This is a genomic window from Roseomonas sp. USHLN139 (genome assembly GCF_037145735.1).
Taxonomy (GTDB): domain Bacteria; phylum Pseudomonadota; class Alphaproteobacteria; order Acetobacterales; family Acetobacteraceae; genus Pseudoroseomonas.
In genome coordinates this window covers 79,726-100,494 of record NZ_JBBCWY010000002.1, presented here as the reverse complement: position 1 = coordinate 100,494, position 20,769 = coordinate 79,726, and the positions used below count along the sequence as shown (strand labels likewise).

Genomic DNA, 20,769 nt, shown 5'->3' with positions numbered 1-20,769 from the left:
CTGGTGCCGTGCGGCCACCCCGGCTCAGGGCGGCGGCGGCACCAGGGCGCGATGGGCGATCTCGGTGCCCCAGAGCGCCCGGGTGAGCGGCCCATAGAGCGGCTGGCGGTAGGTCAGGGCATAGGCGGCCCCGGGGGCAGGGGTGATGGAGAGGCGCCCGCCCTGCAGCAGCGGCGCCTCGTCCAGCAGGGCGCGGCGCAGGCCGAGCGGGGTGTCGGGCTCGGCCGCCGCCGCGGCGCGGTCCAGGGCGGTGGCGATGCTGATCTGCCAGCCGAGCTCGACCGTGCTGGCCAGCAGCAGCAGGCCGAGGCCGGCATAGAGCAGCTTCTCGGGCCGCCGCAGCAGCGCCGGAAGGGGGAGGGGGGCGGCCTGCGATGGCAGGGCAGGTTTTGCTGCGCTCATTGCCGCAGTTGAGCGCAGGAGCAGTTAATTTTGTCTCTGCGGCCCTGGCCGGCGGGGCACGGGCCCGGCGCCGGCATCGCGCGGAAAGCGACAGCTCCCCGGAAACTTTCCGCTTGGCCCTTTGCTGCGCGCCCTAGCGAAGCCCTGGCATTTTTTCTTGTGCGATTGTTGTAAACGCGACGCCGTTTCTGTCGTTATCCCCCCGAAGGCCGCGCTTGAACTGGGCGCGGCAAGAAGAAGGGAGAGATATAGATGCGCGGCACCACCCCGGCCCTGGCTCTTGTTGTCGCCTTGCTGGCAGCCCCCGCTGCCATGGCGCAAGGCGCTGCTGCCCCGGCGCCCGGCGCCAACCCGGCCCCGCCCGAGCGCACCGCCGTTCCGCCGGTGCCGGCCACCCCCGGCGAGCGCCCGGCGGAGCGCACCGATGCCCCGGCCGTGGGCAGCGTTCCCGTCGCCGGCGCCAACAGCTTCACCGAGGCGCAGGCGCGCGGCCGTATCGAGGAAGCCGGCTTCACCCAGGTCGAAGGGCTGAAGAAGGACGATCAGGGCGTCTGGCGCGGCCAGGCGATGCGCGACGGCAAGCCGGTACAGGTCGGCCTGGACTTCAAGGGCCAGGTCATCTCCGGCACGGCCGCGGCGCGCTGAACCGAGCAGCAGAGGAGGACATCCCATGAGCCAGATCACCATCACCCGTCTTTTCGACACCCGCGACCATGCGCTGCAGGCGGTCCGCGCGCTGGAGGCCGCCGGCTTCTCGCCGCAGGATGTCGGCATCGTGGCGCATGGCGCCGAACCGCTGGATCACGGCCATGCCGTGCATGACAGCACCACCACGCACGAGGCCAAGGAAGGCGGTAAGTCCGGTGCCGGCATCGGCGCCACGCTGGGCACCGTGGTCGGCGGCGGCGCCGGCCTGGCGGCCGGCCTGGGCGCCCTGGCCATTCCCGGCATCGGCCCGATCGTCGCGGCCGGCGCGCTGGTGGCGGCACTGACCGGCGCCGGTGCGGGCGCGGCGGCGGGTGGCCTGATCGGCAGCCTGACCGGCGCAGGCGTCAGCGAGGCGGAAGCCCCGGTCTATGCCGAGGGCATGCGGCGCGGCGGCAGCATGGTTTCGCTGCGCACCGAAGAGACGCGCCGGCTGGAGGCGGAGACCATTCTCGACCGCCACAGCCCGGTGAACCTGCGCGAGCGCGAGGCCGAGTATCGCGCCGCCGGCTGGGACGGCCAGGTCGAGCCGGTGGACCCGGTCACCGGCACCCCGCGCGGGATGGCCAGCCCGGGGACCGGCGCCAGCCTGCCCGACCGCCGGATCTGATCATCGCGGGACTGCCATGGAAGCTTGGCGAAGCGTCGCATGGCGGCAAGGGGGCGCGGTCCGGAAGGATCGCGCCCTTTCCTGTGAGGCGGTGCCCGCTCAGCCCTGCGCGCGCGAGGCGGCCAGCGCCCGGTCGACCATCGCCGGCGCCAGGCCCAGGTAATTGGCCGGATCGGTCAGGCGGTCGATGGCGGCGCGGTCGAGATGGCGGGTGACCTCCGGGTGGCGGCCCAGCGCCTCGGCCAGGCTGCCGCCCTGCTCGTTCACGCTGCGGCAGACGTCATAGACGATGTCGTGCGCCGCATCGCGGCCAGTGAAGCGGGCTAAGCCCATCATCACCGCCTCGGCGACGATCAGCCCGCGGCTGAGCCCCAGATTCTGCTGCATCCGGCCGGCATCGACGATCAGCCCGCCCAGCGCGAACTTCGCCTGGTGCAGCGCGCCGGCAGTGTGCAGGAAGGCGTCCGGGATGGCGATCCACTCGGCATGCCAGGGGCCGGTGGCGCGTTCCAGATCCTGCACCATGGCATCCAGCATCAGTCCGGCCTGCTGCCGCACCGCCTTGGCGGCCGCCAGCATCAGCTCGGCCGAGATCGGGTTGCGCTTCTGCGGCATGGTCGAGGAGGCGCCGCGGCCTTTGACGAAAGGCTCGTAGAGTTCGGCGAATTCGGTCGAGGCCAGCAGCATGATGTCGAGCGCGATCTTGCCCAGCGATCCTGCGATCAGCGCCAGCAGGTTGACGGTTTCCGCGAAGGCATCCCGCGCCACATGCCAGGTGGTGACGGGCTGGCCGAGGCCGAGCTCGCGGCAGAATTCGGCCTGCACGGCGAGACCCTGCTCGCCGAGCGAGGCCAGCGTGCCGGCAGCACCGGCGAACTGCCCGACCAGCAGGCGGGGTTTGAGCTGGCGCAGCCGCTCGGCATGGCGGTCGAGGCCGGCCAGCCAGATCGCCGCCTTGTAGCCGAAGGTGACCGGCAGCGCCTGCTGCAGATGCGTGCGCCCGGCCATCGGCGTGTCGCGATGCCGTTCTGCCAGCGCCGCCAGGATCTGCCGCAGCGTGGCGACATCGGCCTCGACCAGGGCGAGGCCGTCGCGCAGGCGGAGAACATCGGCGGTGTCCATGATGTCCTGGGTGGTGGCGCCCCAGTGCAGCCAGCGGCCCGCCTCGCCGCATTGCCCGACCAGCTGGTGCACCAGCGGCAGGATCGGATAGCCGACATTGTCGGTCTCCTCCCGCAGCCGGTCGAAGTCGAGATCCTCCAGGCTGCAGCGCGCGGCGATCTCCTCGGCCGCGGACGCCGGGATGATGCCGAGCCGGGCCTCGGCGCGGGCCAGGGCGATCTCCACCTCGATATAGCGGGCGATCAGGGCGCGGTCGGCGAAGACGGCGCGCATGGCGGGCGTCGAGAAGGCGTCGCGGAACAGCAGGGAATCAAGGACGGTGGAGGCCATTTGTTTCGGTGTTCTCCCTGGACGGGAGGCAGCTTTCGGCCGCGCGCCGGCGCTGTCAACGCGGCGTCAGCCCGGCGATGCCGGGCAGGCGGGCGCGGATCAGGGCGATGAATTCTCTCAGCCGCGCGGGCTGCAGCCGGCCGGCGGGGTAGATCAGGTAGACGGGCAGGGGGGCGGCCTGCCAGCCGGGGGCCAGGCGGACCAGGCGGCCGGCAGACAGGTCCTCGGCCACCACCCAGGCCGAGAGCACCGCCGCGCCCAGCCCGGCCAGCGCCGCGGCGCGCAGCGCGTAGAGGCTGTCGGTCGCCAGGCGCGGGCGCAGCGCCAGGCGGTGCGTGCCCTCGGTCGCATGGGTCAGCAGCAGCTCGTCCCGGTAGTAGGTGGTCAGCGCCAGCCAGGGCAGCGGGGCCAGCGCGGCGGCGGTCTCGGGCGGCGGGCCGGCGCCCCAGAGGGCCGGGGCGGCGACGGCGATGCGCGGCACCTCGGCCAGCAGCACGGCGACCACCGAGGGGTCCTCCACCCAGCCGACGCGGATGGCGCAGTCGACGGCGCCGCCGATGAAATCCGGCGCGCGGTCGTTCAGCCGCCATTCCACCTGCGCCTCCGGCCAGGCGCGCAGATAGTCGGCCAGCGGCGCGATCAGCTGGTCCTGGCCGAAGGCATGCGGCACCTGGACGCGCAGCAGCCCGCGCGGCGCGTCGCGGGCGCCGCGCAGCGAGGCCTCCAGCGCCTCCCAGCCGTCGAGCAGGTCGCGGGCCTGGGCGAGGGCGCGCTCGCCCTCGGCGGTCAGCGACAATCCATGGGTGGAGCGGCGCAGCAGGCGCAGGCCGAGCAGCCGCTCGAGCTGCTGCAGCCGGCGGCTGACGGTCGGCTGGCTGACGCCGAGCCGCCGCGCCGCCGCCGAGAGGCTGCCCGCCTCGGCCACCGCCAGGAAGCTGCGCATCAGTTCGAGGCGATCGGTGCCGTCGCGGGGCTCGGTCATACGCCGGACGTATCATGCTTCTGCGGGGGCGGCCACTACAGCGGCGGCGCATCACCGGATATCTGGAAGGCCATCCTTGTTCCGGAGGCTTTCCGCCGATGTCTGCCCTGAACCTCACCCATACGGATGATGCATTGAGCGAAGCCGGGCCGAGCCCCGGCCTGGTGCTACTGCTGGCCAGCGGCGCCGGCTTCAGCGTGGCGTCCCTCTATTATGTCCAGCCGATCCTGGGCCTGCTGCAGGACGCCTTCCCCGGCGCCGGCGCGGTCGGGCTGGCGCCGATGCTGGCCCAGCTCGGCTATGCGCTGGGCATCCTGCTGCTGGCGCCGCTGGGCGACCGGATCGACCGGCGCCGGCTGATCCTCGCCAAGGCGGCGCTGCTGGTGCTGGCGCTGGCGGGCACCGGCCTGGCGCCGGGCCTGCCGATGCTGCTGGCCGGCAGCCTAGCGATCGGGCTGACCGCGACGGTGGCGCAGGACATCGTGCCGGCGGCGGCCATCCTGGCGCCGCCGGCGCAGCGCGGGCGGCTGGTGGGGACGGTGATGACCGGGCTGCTGCTGGGCATCCTGCTGTCGCGCGTCGCCAGCGGGATCATCGCCGAGCATTTCGGCTGGCGCGCGGTCTTCCTGGCGGCCGCCCTGGCCGAGGCGGGCATCCTGGCCGCCGCCCTCGCCTGGCTGCCGCGCTTCGCGCCGACGACGCGGCTGCCCTATGGCGGGCTGCTGCTGTCGCTGCTGCGGCTGTGGCGGGGGCAGCCGGTGCTGCGGCGGGCGGCGCTGGCGCAGGGCGCGCTGGCGCTCGGCTTCTCCGCCTTCTGGTCGGGGCTGGCGCTGATGCTGCACCAGCAATACGGGCTGGGCAGCGCGGCGGCGGGCGCCTTCGGCCTTGCGGGCGCGGCGGGGACGCTGGCGGCGCCGCTCGCGGGCCGGCTGGCCGACCGTCGCGGCCCCGCCATGGTGACGCGGCTGGGGGCGGCGATCTCGGCGGCGGCCTTCGCGCTGCTGCTGGGCACGGCGCTGGCCGGTACGCTGCCCCTGCCGCTGGCGCTCGGCCTGCTGGCGGCCGGCGCGGTCGGCTTCGACTTCGGCGTGCAGGCGGCGCTGGTGGCGCACCAGACCATCGTCTACGGGCTGCAGCCGGAGGCGCGCAGCCGGCTGAACGCGCTGCTCTTCACCGGCGTCTTCATCGGCATGGCGGGCGGCGCCGGGCTCGGCGCCCTGGTGCAGGGGCTGGCCGGCTGGGCCGGCGTGATGGCGCTGTCCCTCGCGGCCTCCCTGGTGGCCCTCGCCCTGCGCTGGCGGTGAGGGCGGCGCCGGCGCGGCGGGCGGCACCGCCCCCCGCGCCGTCCGCCGGCCGGCTCAGCGCCAGCCGGAGAGCTCGGTCTCGACGATCTCCTGCAGCAGCGCGATGGCGGCGGGGGAATCGTTCAGGCAGGGGATGACGGTCATCTCCTGGCCGCCGGCATGCTCGAACTCCTCGCGCAGCTCGTTGCCGATCTCGTCGAGGGTCTCGATGCAATCGGCCAGGAAGCCCGGGGTGATCACCGCGATGCGGGTGATGCCCTGGGCCGGCAGCGCGGTGACGAATTCGTCCGTATAGGGCTCCAGCCAGGGCTCGCGGCCGAAGCGGGACTGGAAGGTCAGCGGCATGGTCTCGGCGTCGTAGCCGAGGGCGGCGCGCAGCGCGGCGATGGTGCGCTCGCACTCGGCGACATAGGGGTCGCCCTTGCGCACATAGCGCAGCGGCAGCCCGTGGAAGGAGACCACGATGCGCTGCGGCGGCTCGGGCAGCGCGGCCAGCGCGTCGCGCACCGACTGGGCGAGGCCCGCGATGTAGCGGGGATGGTCGGGGAAGGGCGGCACGATCCGCAGCACCGGCTGCCGCCGCATCTTCAGCAGCGCCCGGAAGGCGGCATCGTTCACCGTGGCGGTGGTCGGCGCGCTGTATTGCGGATAGAGCGGCAGCAGCAGGATGCGGTCGCAGCCGGCCTCCTGCAGCGCCAGCATCCGCTCCTTCACCGAGGGCTTGCCGTAGCGCATCGCCCAGTCGATCACCGGGCCGCCCTCGCCGACCGCGGCGCGCAGCTTCTCCGCCTGGGCGCGGGTATAGGTGCGCAGCGGCGATTCATTCAGCGCCTCGTTCCAGATACGGCGGTAGTTGGCGCCGCTCTTCTGCGGGCGGGTGTTCAGGATGATCGCCTGCAGCAGCGTCTGCCACAGGAAGGGGCAGAGCTCGATCACCCGGCGGTCGGAGAGGAATTCCTTCAGGTAGCGCCGGACGTCGCAGAAGCCGGTGGAATCCGGCGTGCCGAGATTGACCAGCAGCACCCCGGTGCGGGTGCCATAGGCGGCGGGCAGGGCGCCGTCGGCCGGTGGATTGATGAAACTCATGCGAAAAGATCCGCGGGGCTGTCGGCGCGCAGCAATTCGCCGAGGGTCAGGCCCAGCCGGGCAGCATCGGCCGGGGCGCCGGAGAGGCTGCGGCGCAGCAGGAAACTGCCATCGGCACGGGCCACCAGTCCAGTGAGGCAGAGCCGCCCATCCGGCAGCCGCCGCGCCAGCGCGCCGATCGGCGTGCGGCAGGAGCCGTCGAGCGCGGCCAGCAGGGCGCGCTCGGCGGTTGCCGCCAGCCGGGCCTCCGGGTCGTCGAGCCGGGCCAGCGCCGCCAGGGTGGCGGTGTCGCCGGCGCGGGCGGTCACCGCGATGATGCCCTGCCCGACGGCGGGCAGCATCGCCTCGGGCGCCAGCGCCACCGCCTCGCGGCCCGCCAGCGCCAGGTTGTTCAGCGCCAGGCGGTTCAGCCCGGCCATGGCCAGCAGGGTGGCGCCGAAATCGCCGGCGGCCAGGCGCGCCAGCCGGGTCTGCACATTGCCGCGCAGCAGGCCGAAGCGCAGGTCCGGCCGGGCGTGGCGCAGCTGCGCCATCCGCCGCGCCGAGGCGGTGCCGATGCGGGCGCCGACCGGCAGGGTGGGGAAGGGCCGCGCATGCTCCTCCGGTGGCGTGCCGGGGGCGAGCACCAGGGCATCGCGCACATCCTCGCGCGGCAGGTGGGCGGCGATCACCAGGCCGGGCGGCAGCTCGGTCTCCAGGTCCTTCAGGCTGTGGACGGCAAAGTCCACACGCCCGTCGAGCAGCGCCTCATGGATCTCCTTGGCGAAGAGCCCCTTGCCGCCCAGCGCCGCCAGCGACCGGCGCTGCTCGGCATCGCCGCTGGTGGCGAGCGGCACGGCCAGACCGGCCTGCTGCGGCGCCAGCCCGGCGGCCTGGCCCAGCGCCTGCAGCACCAGCCGGGTCTGCACCAGGGCCAGCGGCGAGGCGCGGGTGCCGGCGCGCCGCAGCGGCGCCTGCCCGCCGCCGGCATGCGCCAGGCTGGCGCGGGCCAGGGCAGCGTCGAGCAGGGTGGCGGTCGGCGGGCGGGGCTGCAGGGCGGCGGACATCGGGCAGGCTCCATCAGGCAGGAAGGTCCCGCCGCGGTGCCCCTTCGCGGGGGAGGGGGCAGGCCGGGCACCGCGGCGGGCAGCGTCGCGGCCGGGCGGCGGCCGCGACATTCGGGCGGAGGGGCGCTATTCGGCCGCCTGCCCGGTCTCGTTGCTGGTGGGGGCCGAGCCGGGGACGCCGTGCAGCCGCTCGATCGCCGCGGCGACACCGGCGCCATAGGCGGGGTCAGCGCGGGAGAAATGCGCCAGCTGGCGGTCGATGATGGCGCGCGGCACGCCCTGCATGGCGGCGGCGATGTTGCGGAACAGCCGCTGCTGCTGCGCCGCGTCCATCAGCCGGAACAGGTTGCCGGGCTGGGTGTAATCGTCATTGCCGGCGCGGTGGTCGTGATGGTCGGCATCCCCCGCGAGGCGCAGCGGCGGCTCCTGCGCGGCGGGCGCCTCGACCGGCCCGCCGAAGGAATTCGGCTCGTAATAGGCGTCGCCGCCCACCGGCGCGTCGAAGCGCATGGCGCCATCGGCATGGTAGTGGTGCACCGGGCAGCGCGGGCGGTTGACCGGCAGCGCCTCGTAATGCGTTCCCACCCGGTAGCGATGCGCGTCGGCATAGGCGAAGAGCCGGCCCTGCAGCACCTTGTCGGGCGAGAAGCCGATGCCGGGGACGATGTTGGAAGGCGAGAAGGAGGCCTGCTCGACCTCGGCGAAATAGTGGCGCGGGTTGCGGTTCAGCGCCAGCACGCCGACCTCGATCAGCGGATAGTCGGCATGCGGCCAGACTTTCGTGAGATCGAAGGGGTTGTAGGGGGTCCGCTCGGCGTCGCCCTCCGGCATCACCTGGACGCAGACGCGCCAGCGCGGGAAGTCGCCCTGCTCGATGGCATCGTAGAGGTCGCGCTGCGCGCTCTCGCGGTCGGTCGCGATGACGGCATTGGCCTCGTCATTGGTCCAGGTCCTGATCCCCTGCAGCGACTTGAAGTGGAACTTGACCCAGAAGCGCTCATTCGCCGCGTTGAGGAAGGAATAGGTGTGGCTGCCGTAGCCGTTCATGAAGCGGTAGCCCTGCGGCAGGCCGCGGTCGCCGAACAGGATGGTCACCTGGTGCAGGCTCTCGGGCGAGAGCGACCAGAAATCCCACATGGCGGTGGGCGAGCGCAGGTTGGTGGCCGGGTGGCGCTTCTGGGTGCGGATGAAGTCGGGGAACTTCATCGGGTCGCGGATGAAGAAGACCGGCGTGTTGTTGCCGACCAGGTCCCAGTTGCCTTCCTCGGTGTAGAATTTCAGCGCGAAGCCGCGCACGTCGCGTTCGGCATCCGCCGCACCCCGCTCGCCGGCAACGGTGGAGAAGCGCAGCAGCGTCTCGGTCACCGCGCCGGGGCGGAACAGCGCCGCCCGGGTGAAGCGGGTGATGTCCTGCGTCACCGTCAGCGTGCCATAGGCGCCGGAGCCCTTGGCATGCACCACGCGCTCGGGGATGCGCTCGCGGTTCTGGTGCGCCAGCTTCTCGATCAGCCGGTAGTCCTGCATCAGCAGCGGCCCGCGCGGCCCCGCCGACAGGCTGTTCTGGTTGTCGGGGACCGGGGCGCCGGCTGTGGTGGTCAGCACGGGGGGGCGGGGGGTGTCGGACATGGGCAGCAGCTCCAGAAGCGGATGGAGCCTGACTAGCAGCCGGCCTTCGATCGGATAAATCGATCTTTTCTCAGGCTGCGATAGGTTTTGCCGAATGATCCGTGCGCGGGCTTGCCAGCCCCGCCGGCCGGTGCCACCCCATGGCAAAACGCCATCCGAGGGGACGGGCCTTGGCCACCACTTCCGCGCTGCGCGACGCCATCAACGCGCGCATCGACGCCGACCGCGACGAGCTCATCGCCACCCTGCAGCAGTTCCTGCGCATCCACAGCGTCAACCCGCCCGGCGACACGCGCGAGGCCGCCGCCTTCGTCCGCGGCATCCTGGACCGCTTCGGCGTGCCGCACCGCACCCTGTCGGCGGTAGAGGAGATGCCCAATATCGTCGGCCGCTGGGACGGCGCGCGGCCGGGGCGGCACCTGGTGCTGAACGGCCACATGGATGTCTTCCCGGTGCAGAACGAGGCGCTGTGGGAGGCCGAGATCCGCGACGGGCTGCTCTATGGCCGCGGCGCCTCGGACATGAAGACCGGCACGCTGGCCGGCATCATGGCCTATTGCTACCTGCATGCGCATCGAGACGCGCTGGCCGGCGCGCTGTCGCTGACCGTGGTCTCGGACGAGCAGTCGGGCGGCCGCCACGGCACCCGCTTCCTGTTCGAGCGGCATCCCGAGGTCGTGGAAGCGGATTGCTGCCTCAATGGCGAGCCCAGCGGACTGGGAAATATCCGCTTCATGGAGAAGGGGACGCTGCGCTTCTCGCTCTCCTCGACGGGGATCGGCGGGCATGGCGGCTATCCGCACCAGGCGCCCAACCCGATCGAGCGCATCGTCTGGCTGACCCACGCCATCTACGAGCGCTTCCACCTGAAGCTCGGCGCCATGGACCCGGCGATCGACGCGCTGCTGACGGCCCCCGCGACGGTGGCCACCGCCGACCGCCTGCTGGGCGAGGGCGCGGCCGAGAATGCGCGGCGCATCACCGTCAATATCGGCATCATCCAGGGCGGGCAGAAGGCGACGCAGATCCCGACCGCCTGCAGCGCGCATCTCGACATCCGCCTGCCCTATGGCACCGACCGCGACGCCGTCCGCGCCGAGCTGGAGGCGATGGCGGCGGCCGGCCATTGCTCGATGGTGGTCAACGAGGACCATTCCTACCCCGCCAGCATGACCGACCCGGATGGCGAGATGGCGCAGATCCTGCGGCGCCACACCCGCGACCTGCTGGGCCTCGACGCCGCGCCGGTCTGCAGCCTGGGCGGCACCGATGCGCGCTACTGGCGCTGGCGCGGCATCCCGGCGGTGATCTGCGGCCCCTCCAACCTCAGCATGGGCACCGACCAGGAGCATGTCGCGCTGGAGGAGGCCATCGCGGTGATCCGGCTGCAGGCGCTCTGCGCCGCCGACTATCTCGGGGCGGCGGCATGATGGAGGCGGTCGGCGCCGCTGGCCTGGCCCTGATGGGGGCGGCGGTGCTGGTCGGCGCGGCGACGCAGCGGCTGACCGGCATCGGCTTCTCGCTGGTGGCGGCGCCGCTGCTGGTGCTCGCCACCGGGCCGCATCTGGGCGTGCTGCTGGCCAATGCCCTGGCCTTCTGCACCAACCTGCTGCTGCTGGCCCAGGTCTGGCGCGACGTGCAGCCGCGGCGCGTGGCGCTGCTCGCGGTGCCGGCGCTGCTGGCCTTCCCGCTTGGCCTCTGGACGGCGGCGGTGGTGCCGGCGCCGGCGCTGATGGTGGGCATCGGCGCGCTGTCGGTGGCGGCGCTGCTGGCGGTGCAGCATGCCCGCAAGCTCGGCATCTTCCATGGCTGGGGCGGCGCGGTCGGGGCGGGGGCGGTCAGCGGCTTCATGACGGTGACCGCCGGCATCGGCGGGCCGGCGGTGACCATCTATGCCCTGGGCAGCGGCTGGGGGCACCGCGCCTTCGTCGGCTCCATCCAGCTCTACTTCGCCATCGTCAATGGCAGCTCGGTGCTGGCCAAGGGCCTGCCGCCGATCGGCCTGGCCGAGGCCGCGCTGCTGCTCGGCGCGCTCGGCGCCGGGCTGCTGCTGGGCCAGCGCCTAGCGCCGCATGTGCCGGCCGAGCGCGGCCGCCAGGCGGCGCTGGCGCTGGCCATCGCCGGCTCGCTGGCGACCATCGCCAAGGGGCTCTCGGGCGGCTGAGCCAGGCGCGAGATTGTCGCCGCACCCCCGGCATGGCACTCTGCCGCTCCATTGCGTGGGGCGGACTGACCGGAAGATGGCGCCGCAGACTTTGGCCGGGCTGTCGCTGCGCGACCTCGAATATGCCGTGGCGGTGGCCGAGCTGCGGCATTTCGGCCGCGCCGCCGAGCGCTGCGGCGTCAGCCAGCCGGCGCTGTCCGAGCAGATCCGCAAGCTCGAGGGGCTGCTCGGCGTCACGCTGTTCGAGCGGCAGGCGCGCCGCATCACGGTGACCGCGCAGGGCGCGGTGCTGCTGGCCCAGGCCCGCGCGGTGATGCGCGAGGCGCGCGGCCTGCTCGACCTGGCGCAGCAGCAGGCGGCGCCGCTTTGCGGCCCGCTGCGGCTCGGGGTGATTGCGACGCTCGGTCCCTACTACCTGCCGCGGGTGCTGCGCGACGTGCGCGCCCGCTTCCCGGCGCTGGTGCTGCGGCTGCAGGAAGGCCGCACCGCCGGGCTGGTGGCGGCGCTGGAGCAGGGCGAGCTGGACGCCGCGCTGATCGCCCTGCCGCCGCCCGCCGGCAGCCTCGCCGCCGAGCTCCTGTTCTTCGAGCCCTTCCTGCTGGCCTGTCCGTCGGGGCATCCACTGCTGGCGCGGCGCCGGCTGACCCTGCAGGCGCTGCAGGGCGCCGAGGAGGCCGACCGGCTGCTGCTGCTGGAGGAGGGGCATTGCCTGCGCGACCAGGCCCTCTCCCTCTGCGCGCTGCCGCGCGGCGACCGCGAGGAACGCTTCGCCAGCAGCCTGGAGATGCTGCGCCACATGATCGCCGCCGGCGAGGGTTTCTCCCTGCTGCCGGCGCTGGCGGGGCAGGCGGGCGGCGGCGAGCTGGACGGGCTGGTCGCCACCCGGGCGCTGGACGAGGAGGGCATCGGCCGGCAGATCGGCCTGGTCTGGCGCGGCACCGATCCGCGCGGCGACAGCTTCCGCCAGCTGGCCGCCTTCCTGAAGGAAACGGCGCCGCTGCCCTAGCGGTGCCGGCGGCAGGCCGCCATTGCAAATGTGACAGTTCTATTTCATTCCTCCCCGCAGCCGCGCCAGTGCCGGCCCCAGGGGGAAACCATGCGCTCAACGACCTTCCGCCGCGCCCTTGGCGCGACCGCTTTCGCGCTGCTCGGCCTCGGCCTGGCCGTGGCGCCGGCCGCCGCCCAGGGCAGCCTGAACCTCTACTGCTCGGCCCAGGTCGAATGGTGCCAGGCCGCCGCCAATGCCTTCTCCAAGGAAACCGGCATCCGCGTCAGCATGTCCCAGAAGGGCAGCGGCGAGGTGCTGGCGCAGATCCGCGCCGAGGCGCAGAACCCGCGCGGCGACATCTGGTATGGCGGCACCGGCGACCCGCATCTGCAGGCGGCCGAGGACAATCTGACCGCCGAATACCGCTCGCCGATGCTCGACCAGCTGTATGACTGGGCGCAGAAGCAGGCGCGGGATTCGCAGTATCGCACGGTCGGCATCTATGCCGGTGCGCTGGGCTTCGGCTTCAACACCGAGCTGCTGGCGCGGCGCAACATCACGCCGCCGGCCTGCTGGCGCGACCTGCTGACGCCGCCCTTCCGCAACGAGATCCAGATGGCCAATCCGCAGTCCAGCGGCACCGCCTATGTGATGATCGCCACCATGGTGCAGGTGATGGGCGAGGAGGCGGCCTTCGACTACCTGAAGCAGCTGCACCGCAACATCAACGCCTATCCGCGCAGCGGCACGGCCCCGGTCAAGGCGGTGGCGCGCGGCGAGACCGGCGTCTCGATCTCCTTCGTGCATGACGTGGTGACCGAGCGGCTGGGCGGCTTCCCGGCGCAGTTCGCGCTGCCCTGCGAGGGCACCGGCTATGAGATCGGCTCGATGTCGATCATCCGCGGCAGCCGCAACGAGCGCAACGCGCGCCGCTTCTACGACTGGGCGCTGACCCCCGCCGCCCAGCAGATCGGCGCCGAGGCCAAGTCGTTCCAGACGCCGTCGAACCGCAACACCCCGGTCCCGGCCGAGGCGCCGCAGATGAGCCAGATCCGGCTGATCGACTATGACTTCGCCAAGTATGGCACCAGCGCCGAGCGCCGCCGCCTGATCGAACGCTGGGACCGCGAGGTCAACAGCCTGCCGCGCTGATCGAACCCCGCCATGCGCGCCGCCGGCCTCGCCGGGGCCGCGATCGCCCTGATCGCCGCCCTGTTCTTCCCATGGTACCTCGCCCAGGACGGGGTGCTGACCGCGCTCCGGGAGATTCCCGGCTGGTGGCGGGAGGCGGATTTCGCCCCCGCCGTGCTGCAGGCGGCCAGCCAGGGCCGCTGGTGGCTGTGGCCGGCGGTGCTGGCCCCGGCGGTCGCGCTGGCGGCCGGGATCGCCCCGCTGCCGCGCCGTGCCCAGGCCACCGGTTTCCTGCTGGCCGGCGGGATCGGCCTGGCGCTGCTGGTGATCCAGGGCCTGGCGATCGGCGTGCAGGGCTGGGCCTGGCCCGGGCTGGAGGGCATCTTCGGCGTCCTCGATGACCGGCAATACGGCATCGGCTGGGGCGGCAGCCTGGTGGCCATGGGCTTGGCGCTGACCGCCTCGGCGGGGCTGGCCGGGCGCGGCGCCTTCCGCGGCGACGCCTTCACCGCCGGCTGCGCGACCGCGATCGGCCTCGGCGTGCTGCTCTTCACCTTCCTGCCGCTCGCCGCCCTGCTGGGCGATGCCTTCCGCGATGCCGGCGGCGCGCTCAGCCCGCTCTCGGCGGTGACGCGGCTGGCGGATGACCGGCTCTGGGGGCTGGGCTGCCTGGCCGGCGGGCCGCGCTGCGGCGTGGTCTGGAACACCCTGCTGGTGGCGACGCTGGTCGGCTTCGGCACCACCGTGCTGGGCCTGGCCTTCGCGCTGCTGGTGACGCGCGGCCGGCTCGGCGTGGCCATGGCGAAGCCGCTGCGCTGGCTGACGGTGCTGCCGATCGTCACGCCCCCCTTCATCCTGGGCCTTGGGCTGATCCTGATCTTCGGCCGCTCGGGGGTGGTGTCGCAGCTGGCGGCCGACTGGTTCGGGCTGGAGCTGGGGCGCTGGATCTACGGGTTGCCGGGCATCCTGCTGGCGCAGTTGTTCGCCTTCACGCCCATCGCCTTCCTGGTCCTGATCGGCGTGGTGGAGGGGCTTTCCCCCACCTTGGAAGAGGCCGCCTCCATGCTGCGCGCCTCGCCCGAAAAGATCTTCCGGACGGTGACGCTGCCGCTGCTGATGCCGGGCTTGGCCAATGCCTTCCTGCTCGGCTTCATCGAGAGCATCGCCGATTTCGGCAATGCCGTGGTGCTGGGCGGCAGCTTCAACGTCCTCGCCACCGAGATCTTCTTCGCCGTCGTCGGCGCCCAGGCGGATCCGGGCCGGGCGGCGACGCTGTCGCTGGTGCTGCTGCTGATCGCCTGCCTGGTCTTCGTCATCCAGCAGCGGCTGACCGGCGGGAAGAAGTCCTTCGTCTCGATCGGCGGCAAGGGCGATGGCGGGCTGCCGCCGGCGCTTCCCCCGCGGGTGCGCAAGCTCTGCCTCGGCCTGGCGCTGCCCTGGGCGGGGCTGACCATCGGCCTCTATGTGCTGGCGGTCAGCGGCGCCTTCGTCGAGATCTGGGGCCGCGACAACACGCCGACGCTGCGCCACCTGGTGAAGGCCTTCGACTTTGAGTGGACCCAGGGGCTGCAGCTGACCGGCCTCGCCTGGAACAGCGTGCTGACCACGCTGGAGCTGGCCGCCATCGCGGCGCCGATCACCGCCGGCTTCGGCATCCTGGCCGCCTGGCTGTTCAGCCGCGCCAAGTTCGCCGGGCGCGGGCTGCTGGAATTCGCCACCCTGCTGTCCTTCGCGGTGCCGGGCACGGTGATCGGCGTCGCCTATCTGCGCGCCTTCAACCTGCCGCCGCTGGAGCTCGCCGGGACCGGCGCCATCATCGTCGTCTGCTTCATCTTCCGGAACCTGCCCGTGGGCCTGCGCTCCGGCATGGCGGCGATGGCGCAGATCGACCGTTCGCTCGATGAAGCCTCCTCGACGCTGGGGGGCAATGGCATGGACGCCTTCCGCCGGGTGCTGATGCCGCTGCTGCGGCCGGCGATCATCGCCGGGCTGACCTATGCCTTCGTCCGCGCCATGACGACGATCAGCGCGGTGATCTTCCTGGTCACCGCCGAGACCGAGCTGGCCACCGTCTTCATCGTCAACCGTGTCATCAACGGCGATTACGGCCTGGCCATCGCGGTGGCGGTGGTGCTGATCGTGCTGATGCTGGCGGTGCTCGGCCTGGCGCAGCTGGCGGTCGGCCGCCGCCGCATCGGCCGCCGCGCCGCCATCCCCCTCTCGACCGAGCCCGGAGCCGCCGCATGACCCGCGCCGCCGATATCCGCTTCGAGCACGTGGTCAAGCGCTTCGGCGCCTCCACCGCCGTGCGCGATGTTTCCTTCCACATCCCGGCCGGGGAGCTCTGCACGCTGCTCGGCCCCTCCGGCTGCGGCAAGACCACCATCCTGCGCATGGTGGCGGGGCTCGAATACCCGACCGAGGGCCGCGTGCTGATCGGCGGCCGCGACGTCTCCACCCTGCCGCCCTCCGAGCGCGACGTCTCGATGGTGTTCCAGTCCTATGCGCTGTTCCCGCATATGACGGTGCTGGAGAATGTTTCTTACGGTTTGGCGGTGTCGGGGAAGCCGAAGCGAGCGGCGGCGGAGGCCGCGCGCGCTGCATTGGCCAGCGTGGGCCTGGCCGGCTTCGACGCGCGGCTGCCCTCCGAGCTGTCGGGCGGGCAGCAGCAGCGCGTCGCGGTCGCCCGTGCCCTGGTGCTGGAGCCCTCGGTGCTGCTGTTCGACGAGCCGCTGTCCAATCTCGACGCCCGGCTGCGGCGGCACATGCGTGAGGAGATCCGCGAGCTGCAGCAGCGCCTCGGCGTCACCGTGCTCTATGTCACGCATGACCAGAGCGAGGCGCTGGCGATCAGCGACCGCATCATCGTCATGAACAACGCGGTGATCGCGCAGGAGGGGACGCCGGCGGAGCTCTACGAGGCGCCGCGCACCGCCTTCGTCGCCGGCTTCATCGGCGATGCCAACCGGCTGCCGGCGCAGCTCGCCCGGCTGGATGCGGAACGCGCCGAGGTGACGCTGGGCGAGGCCCGGCTGGTGCTGCCGCATCATGGCTGCGTCGACGGCCCGGTCGAGGTCGCGCTGCGGCCGGAGGCGGTCCGGCTGCTGCCGGCGGGCATGCCGGGGGCGGCGATGCAGGGGCGCGTGGCCAAGGCGGCCTATCTCGGCGGCATCATGGAATATTCCATCGAGACGCCGCTCGGCGCCGTCTTTGCGACCGGTCCGGTCGGCGAGGCCCGGCTGGCGGTGGGCGCGGCGGTCGGGCTCGGGCTGGCCGACCGCGGCATCGCGGTGCTGGCGGGGCCGGCGGCGGGCGCCTGAGGCGGCGGGCCGCGCCGCGCTGGACTTGTCGGCGGCAGAAGGCACAAGCTGGGTTCGATGGCGACACGGAATCCGGCAAGGCAGGGTGATCAGGCGGGCGCAGCGTCGCCCGTCCGGCCCCTCGCCGGGCGGCCGCTGGCGCTGGCGCTGCTGGCCTGGGCCATCATCAGCCTGCTCGCCATCGAGCTGACCCAGCGCTACCTTCGCTATGCCGAAGGCGTGGTCGTGGCGCAGATCGGCGAGGACCTGCTGAGCAGCGCCAAGGCGCAGCAGCAGAACCTGCTCCGCACGCTCGAGGCGGTGGTCGGGCTGCACGCGCTGGTGCAGACCCGCCGCGAGCTGGCGCTGCAGGACAACGAGGCCGGCGCGGCGGCGCTGGGCGCGCGGATCATCAGCGCCGCCGAGGAAGAGCGCTTCGGCATCATCCAGATCGCCGAGATCGACCGCGACGGGATGCTGGCCTGGAGCACGGTGCCGGACTGGAAGCCGGTTGATCTCAGCGACCGCGAACATTTCCAGCTGCACCGGCAGGGCCAGCGCGCGCCCTTCGTCAGCACGCCGCTGGTCGGCCGGACGAGCGGCCGCTGGAGCGTGCAGATCACCCTGCCGCTGATCGAGGAGGGCCGCTTCGCCGGGGTCTTCGTCGCCTCGCTCGATCCGCTGCTGCTCTCGCGCACCCTGGCCGAGATCCACCAGCGGTCGCAGGAGATCGTCAGCGTCATCCGCAGCCTCGACGGCGCGATAATGGCCCGCAGCGAAGGCCTCGGCGAATACCTGCAGAACCAGAGCCCGCGATACGGGGCCCTGCTGGAACGGGCAAGGCGCGCGGATTCCGGCTATTTCCGTGCTGTCAGCGCCGATGACCACCGCGACAGCATCATCGCCTTCCAGCGCCTCGCGGAGGCGCCGATCATCGTCGTGGTGCGCCAGCCCTGGCAGGTGGGCGGGCAGAATTTCCAGAACATGCGCCGCTGGGCGCAGGGCTCGCTGGCCAGTGGCGTGCTGTTCGGGCTGGTCGCCGTCCTGCTGACGCTGCAGATCCATGGCAGCCGGCGCATGACCGCCCTGCTGCGCGCGACCCGGGCCGAGGCGGAGGCGACGCGCGCCGCCTGGAGCCGGCTCGACCAGCTGATGGCCAATGCGCCGGCGGTGATCTACCTGGCCACCGTCGGCCCGCAGGCGACCGTGATGCGCGAGCCGGTCTTCACCCGCAACCTGCGCGACATCGCCGGCTGGGACGAGGCGGCGCTGACCGCGCCCGGCGGCTTCACCGCGCAGCTGGATGCGGCGGGGCGGTTGGCGCGGCGGCGCTTCCTCGGCGAGGTGCTGCGCGACGGCCACAGTCGGGTGGAATACCGCTTCCGCCGGGCCGATGGGCAGTGGGTCTGGCTGCGCGAGGAGGCCAATGTGGTGCGCCGGCTGGAGGATGCGGTGCAGATCTGCGGCTATTTCACCGATGCGACGCAGGAACGCATGCTGGAGGCGCAGGCCATCGCCGCCGCGAAGCTGGCCACGCTCGGCGAGATGGCGGCCGGCATCGCGCATGAGTTGAACCAGCCGCTGCTGGTGATCGCGCTGGCGGCCGGCAATTCGCGCGAGGAGCTGCAGGAAGGCGGCGCCGAGGCGGTGCCGGCGGCGGTCGAGACGCTGTCGCTGATCGGCCGCCAGACCCGGCGCTGCAAGGAGATCGTCGAGCATCTGCGGCATTTTGCCCGGCCCGACAGCAGCGAGGAGCTGGTGCCGGTGGCGCTGGCCGAGGTGCTGGAGGGCGCGCTGCTGCTGACCGAGGCGGTGCTGCGCGAGGCGGGGATCACGCTGACGCTGGCGGTGCCGCAGGAATTGCCGCGCTTCCTGGGCCGCATGGTGGCGGCCGAGCAGGTGCTGGTGAACCTGCTGCTGAACGCCCGCGACGTGCTGGCCGCGCAGCCGGCGGCGCGGCCGCGCCACATCCGGCTGGCGGCCGAGGCGACGCCGGAGGCGGTGCTGGTCAGCGTCACCGACAGCGGCGGCGGGATCGCGCCCGAGCTGCTCGACCGCATCTTCGAGCCCTTCTTCACCACCAAGGGCCCTGACAAGGGGACCGGCCTCGGCCTCTCGATCTGCCACGGCATCATGACATCCTTCGGCGGCACGATCTCCGCCGGCAATGCCGCGGAGGGGGCCAGCTTCCTGCTGCGCTTCCGCCGCGCGCCCGGGAGCACCCCCGCATGACCGCGCAAGACCCGCTGGCCGAGGCCGCGCCCCTGCAGGTGCTGGTGGTCGATGACGAGCCGCTGATCCAGCAGCAGATCGCCCGCACGCTGCGGCGGCGGGGCCTGGTGGTGCACACCGCCGGCTCGGCGGCCGAGGGCGAGGCGCTGCTGCGCGACGGTCCGGCGATCGGCGCCGTCGTCTCGGACATCCGCATGCCGGGCGAGGATGGGCTGCGCTTTAGCGCCCGGCTGCTCGCCGAGCAGCCCGAGGCGCAGCGGGTCGAGGTCGTGCTGATCACCGGCCATGCCAGCATCGAGGCCGCCTCCGCCGCCGTGCGCAGCGGCGCCTTTGACTTCCTGCAGAAGCCCTTCGATGTGGTCGAGCTGCAGGAGACGGTGGCGCGGGCGCTGCGGCGGGCCGAGACGCGGCGGGCCGCCGCGCGCGAGGTGGCCTCGGCCCGCGCCGCCGCCCGGCCGGAGGGAGGCGCCGCGCCGGGTGGCGCCGCGGTCCTGGCGGCCCGGCTGGCGGCGCTGCCGCCCGGGCTGCCCGTGGCGCTGATCAAGACCGAGCTGTTCCGCATGGACCAGCTGGCCCGCCAGCTCGGGCAGCCGGCGGCCGAGGCGATCCTGGCCAAGGTGGCGCAATGGCTGCGCGACCGGGCCGGGCCGCAGGACACGGTGGTCCGCCTCGGCCCCTACCGGCTCGGCTGGCTGCGGGCCGGGGTGGAGGCGGCGGCGCTGCCGGCCCTGGTGGCGGAATGGGCGCGCCAGCTGGCAGCGCCGGTGCACTACCAGCGCGCGGGGGCGATGCTGCAGGCCGGGATCGGCGCGGCGCATGCGGCCGCCATCGGCGAGGCCGGCCTGCTGCAGGCCGCCGGCGCCGCCCTGGCCGGCGCGCATGGCAGCCGCGAACCGGAGATCTTCAGCACCGCGCGGCATGGCCGCTTCCTGCATGGCGCGGCCCTGGCCGAGGAGATCATGGAGGCCATCGGTGCCGGCCAGCTCGAGCTGCATTACCAGCCGGTGGTCGATTGCCGGCAGGGCGGGCTGCGCGGCTTCGAGGCGCTGCTGCGCTGGCGGCATCCGGAACGCGGCATGGTGGGGCCGGGCGAGTTCCTCGGCATCGCCGCCGACCTGAACCTGATGGAGGAGCTGGACCGGCACTGCATCGCCGCCGGCATCCGCCAGCGTGCCGCCTGGCGCGACCTGGCGCCGCCCTCGCTGGTGCTGAACCTGAATGTCTCGGTCGGCACCGTCAGCGGGCCGGGCTTCGCCGACTTCGTGCTGGCCGAGATCGACCGGGCCGGGGTGGCGCCGGGCAGCCTGTGCCTGGAGGTGACCGAGAGCGAGGCGCATGACCCGCGCAGCGGCGACGTGCTGGCGGAGCTGCGCGAGGCCGGGCTGAAGCTGGCGATCGACGATTTCGGGACCGGCTATTCCTCGCTGGCGCGGCTGCAGGAGATCGCCGCCGACAGCCTGAAGCTGGATCGCAGCTTCCTGCGCGGGCTGGCGAGCGATGCGGCGGAAGGGGCGCTGGAGAGCGGCCTGGTCGGCCGCATCATCGCGCTGGCGCAGGCCATGGGGCTGCAGGTGGTGGCCGAGGGGGTGGAGACCGCCGAGCAGCTCCGGTGGCTGCGGCAGCTGCGCTGCGACAGCGTCCAGGGCTTCTTCTTCGCCCCCGCCCTGCCTGGCGCCGCGGCCGAGCGCCTGCTGCGCGACGGTCCCGACTGGGCGCCGCTGCCGCCGCTCTGAGGCCTGCGG

The 20,769-nt window shown here is 73.0% G+C and carries 17 protein-coding genes; 11 read left to right on the top strand and 6 right to left on the bottom strand.

What is annotated here, in order from left to right:
- Window positions 1–24: 24 nt before the first annotated feature.
- Window positions 25–402, bottom strand: coding sequence for a hypothetical protein (locus WFI16_RS07785; protein ID WP_419897249.1), 378 nt, complete (start codon window positions 400–402; stop codon window positions 25–27).
- Between the two features lie 252 nt (window positions 403–654).
- On the opposite strand from WFI16_RS07785, the gene WFI16_RS07780 reads away from it, so the two are divergent.
- A complete protein-coding gene (locus WFI16_RS07780; protein ID WP_419897248.1) occupies window positions 655–1,047 on the top strand; it encodes a hypothetical protein in 393 nt (130 codons plus the stop codon).
- Between the two features lie 25 nt (window positions 1,048–1,072).
- Complete coding sequence (locus WFI16_RS07775) at window positions 1,073–1,717, top strand: general stress protein (protein ID WP_419897247.1); 645 nt, start codon at window positions 1,073–1,075, stop codon at window positions 1,715–1,717.
- A gap of 99 nt (window positions 1,718–1,816) precedes the next feature.
- Here the strand turns inward: WFI16_RS07775 and pcaB are convergent, their stop codons facing one another.
- Both pcaB and WFI16_RS07765 read right to left on the bottom strand, forming a co-directional pair.
- The gene (gene pcaB / locus WFI16_RS07770; RefSeq protein WP_419897246.1) at window positions 1,817–3,169 is read right to left on the bottom strand and encodes a 3-carboxy-cis,cis-muconate cycloisomerase; all 1,353 of its coding nucleotides are present in this window, start codon (window positions 3,167–3,169) and stop codon (window positions 1,817–1,819) included.
- A 55-nt stretch (window positions 3,170–3,224) separates the two neighbouring features.
- Window positions 3,225–4,151 carry a LysR family transcriptional regulator gene (locus tag WFI16_RS07765; RefSeq protein ID WP_419897245.1) on the bottom strand — a complete coding sequence of 309 codons (927 nt, stop codon included), beginning with the start codon at window positions 4,149–4,151 and terminating at the stop codon, window positions 3,225–3,227.
- A gap of 98 nt (window positions 4,152–4,249) precedes the next feature.
- On the opposite strand from WFI16_RS07765, the gene WFI16_RS07760 reads away from it, so the two are divergent.
- Window positions 4,250–5,455 carry an MFS transporter gene (locus WFI16_RS07760; protein ID WP_419897244.1) on the top strand — a complete coding sequence of 402 codons (1,206 nt, stop codon included), beginning with the start codon at window positions 4,250–4,252 and terminating at the stop codon, window positions 5,453–5,455.
- A 54-nt stretch (window positions 5,456–5,509) separates the two neighbouring features.
- On the opposite strand, the gene hemH is transcribed toward WFI16_RS07760, so the two are convergent.
- The 3 genes from hemH to WFI16_RS07745 all read right to left on the bottom strand — a co-directional run bounded on the left by hemH (window position 5,510) and on the right by WFI16_RS07745 (window position 9,213).
- The gene (hemH, locus tag WFI16_RS07755; protein WP_419897243.1) at window positions 5,510–6,541 is read right to left on the bottom strand and encodes a ferrochelatase; all 1,032 of its coding nucleotides are present in this window, start codon (window positions 6,539–6,541) and stop codon (window positions 5,510–5,512) included.
- Entirely contained in the window at window positions 6,538–7,587 is a 1,050-nt protein-coding gene (gene hemC, locus WFI16_RS07750; RefSeq protein WP_419897242.1) for a hydroxymethylbilane synthase, read from the bottom strand. Before hemC ends, hemH begins: the two co-directional genes overlap by 4 nt.
- Before the next feature lie 126 nt (window positions 7,588–7,713).
- Window positions 7,714–9,213, bottom strand: coding sequence for a catalase (locus WFI16_RS07745; protein ID WP_419897241.1), 1,500 nt, complete (start codon window positions 9,211–9,213; stop codon window positions 7,714–7,716).
- Window positions 9,214–9,383: 170 nt separating this feature from the next.
- Between WFI16_RS07745 and WFI16_RS07740 the strand changes: the two genes are divergently transcribed.
- The 8 genes from WFI16_RS07740 to WFI16_RS07705 all read left to right on the top strand — a co-directional run bounded on the left by WFI16_RS07740 (window position 9,384) and on the right by WFI16_RS07705 (window position 20,760).
- Window positions 9,384–10,643 carry a M20/M25/M40 family metallo-hydrolase gene (locus WFI16_RS07740; protein ID WP_419897240.1) on the top strand — a complete coding sequence of 420 codons (1,260 nt, stop codon included), beginning with the start codon at window positions 9,384–9,386 and terminating at the stop codon, window positions 10,641–10,643.
- Window positions 10,640–11,377, top strand: a complete 738-nt coding sequence (locus tag WFI16_RS07735; RefSeq protein WP_419897239.1) for a TSUP family transporter — start codon at window positions 10,640–10,642, stop codon at window positions 11,375–11,377. The genes WFI16_RS07740 and WFI16_RS07735 overlap by 4 nt, the downstream gene beginning before the upstream one ends.
- 76 nt (window positions 11,378–11,453) lie before the next feature.
- The gene (locus WFI16_RS07730) at window positions 11,454–12,383 is read left to right on the top strand and encodes a LysR substrate-binding domain-containing protein (protein ID WP_419897238.1); all 930 of its coding nucleotides are present in this window, start codon (window positions 11,454–11,456) and stop codon (window positions 12,381–12,383) included.
- Window positions 12,384–12,473: 90 nt separating this feature from the next.
- Entirely contained in the window at window positions 12,474–13,517 is a 1,044-nt protein-coding gene (locus WFI16_RS07725) for an ABC transporter substrate-binding protein (protein ID WP_419897237.1), read from the top strand.
- Between the two features lie 12 nt (window positions 13,518–13,529).
- Window positions 13,530–15,743, top strand: coding sequence for an ABC transporter permease (locus tag WFI16_RS07720; protein WP_419897236.1), 2,214 nt, complete (start codon window positions 13,530–13,532; stop codon window positions 15,741–15,743).
- A complete protein-coding gene (locus WFI16_RS07715; RefSeq protein WP_419897235.1) occupies window positions 15,740–16,816 on the top strand; it encodes an ABC transporter ATP-binding protein in 1,077 nt (358 codons plus the stop codon). Before WFI16_RS07720 ends, WFI16_RS07715 begins: the two co-directional genes overlap by 4 nt.
- A 57-nt stretch (window positions 16,817–16,873) precedes the next feature.
- Complete coding sequence (locus tag WFI16_RS07710; protein WP_419897234.1) at window positions 16,874–19,027, top strand: ATP-binding protein; 2,154 nt, start codon at window positions 16,874–16,876, stop codon at window positions 19,025–19,027.
- Complete coding sequence (locus tag WFI16_RS07705; protein WP_419897233.1) at window positions 19,024–20,760, top strand: EAL domain-containing protein; 1,737 nt, start codon at window positions 19,024–19,026, stop codon at window positions 20,758–20,760. The genes WFI16_RS07710 and WFI16_RS07705 overlap by 4 nt, the downstream gene beginning before the upstream one ends.
- The last annotated feature ends 9 nt before the right edge of the window (window positions 20,761–20,769 follow it).

Excerpts from the sequence above, each read along its gene's own strand:
- WFI16_RS07725 (WP_419897237.1), top strand. The coding sequence starts at position 12,474 with ATGCGCTCAACGACCTTCCGCCGCGCCCTTGGCGCGACCGCTTTCGCG.
- WFI16_RS07760 (WP_419897244.1), top strand. The coding sequence starts at position 4,250 with ATGTCTGCCCTGAACCTCACCCATACGGATGATGCATTGAGCGAAGCC.
- WFI16_RS07775 (WP_419897247.1), top strand. The coding sequence starts at position 1,073 with ATGAGCCAGATCACCATCACCCGTCTTTTCGACACCCGCGACCATGCG.
- WFI16_RS07785 (WP_419897249.1), bottom strand. The coding sequence starts at position 402 with ATGAGCGCAGCAAAACCTGCCCTGCCATCGCAGGCCGCCCCCCTCCCC.
- WFI16_RS07710 (WP_419897234.1), top strand. The coding sequence starts at position 16,874 with ATGGCGACACGGAATCCGGCAAGGCAGGGTGATCAGGCGGGCGCAGCG.
- WFI16_RS07720 (WP_419897236.1), top strand. The coding sequence starts at position 13,530 with ATGCGCGCCGCCGGCCTCGCCGGGGCCGCGATCGCCCTGATCGCCGCC.
- pcaB (WP_419897246.1), bottom strand. The coding sequence starts at position 3,169 with ATGGCCTCCACCGTCCTTGATTCCCTGCTGTTCCGCGACGCCTTCTCG.
- WFI16_RS07780 (WP_419897248.1), top strand. The coding sequence starts at position 655 with ATGCGCGGCACCACCCCGGCCCTGGCTCTTGTTGTCGCCTTGCTGGCA.
- hemH (WP_419897243.1), bottom strand. The coding sequence starts at position 6,541 with ATGAGTTTCATCAATCCACCGGCCGACGGCGCCCTGCCCGCCGCCTAT.
- WFI16_RS07730 (WP_419897238.1), top strand. The coding sequence starts at position 11,454 with ATGGCGCCGCAGACTTTGGCCGGGCTGTCGCTGCGCGACCTCGAATAT.
- WFI16_RS07765 (WP_419897245.1), bottom strand. The coding sequence starts at position 4,151 with ATGACCGAGCCCCGCGACGGCACCGATCGCCTCGAACTGATGCGCAGC.
- WFI16_RS07745 (WP_419897241.1), bottom strand. The coding sequence starts at position 9,213 with ATGTCCGACACCCCCCGCCCCCCCGTGCTGACCACCACAGCCGGCGCC.
- WFI16_RS07705 (WP_419897233.1), top strand. The coding sequence starts at position 19,024 with ATGACCGCGCAAGACCCGCTGGCCGAGGCCGCGCCCCTGCAGGTGCTG.
- hemC (WP_419897242.1), bottom strand. The coding sequence starts at position 7,587 with ATGTCCGCCGCCCTGCAGCCCCGCCCGCCGACCGCCACCCTGCTCGAC.
- WFI16_RS07715 (WP_419897235.1), top strand. The coding sequence starts at position 15,740 with ATGACCCGCGCCGCCGATATCCGCTTCGAGCACGTGGTCAAGCGCTTC.
- WFI16_RS07735 (WP_419897239.1), top strand. The coding sequence starts at position 10,640 with ATGATGGAGGCGGTCGGCGCCGCTGGCCTGGCCCTGATGGGGGCGGCG.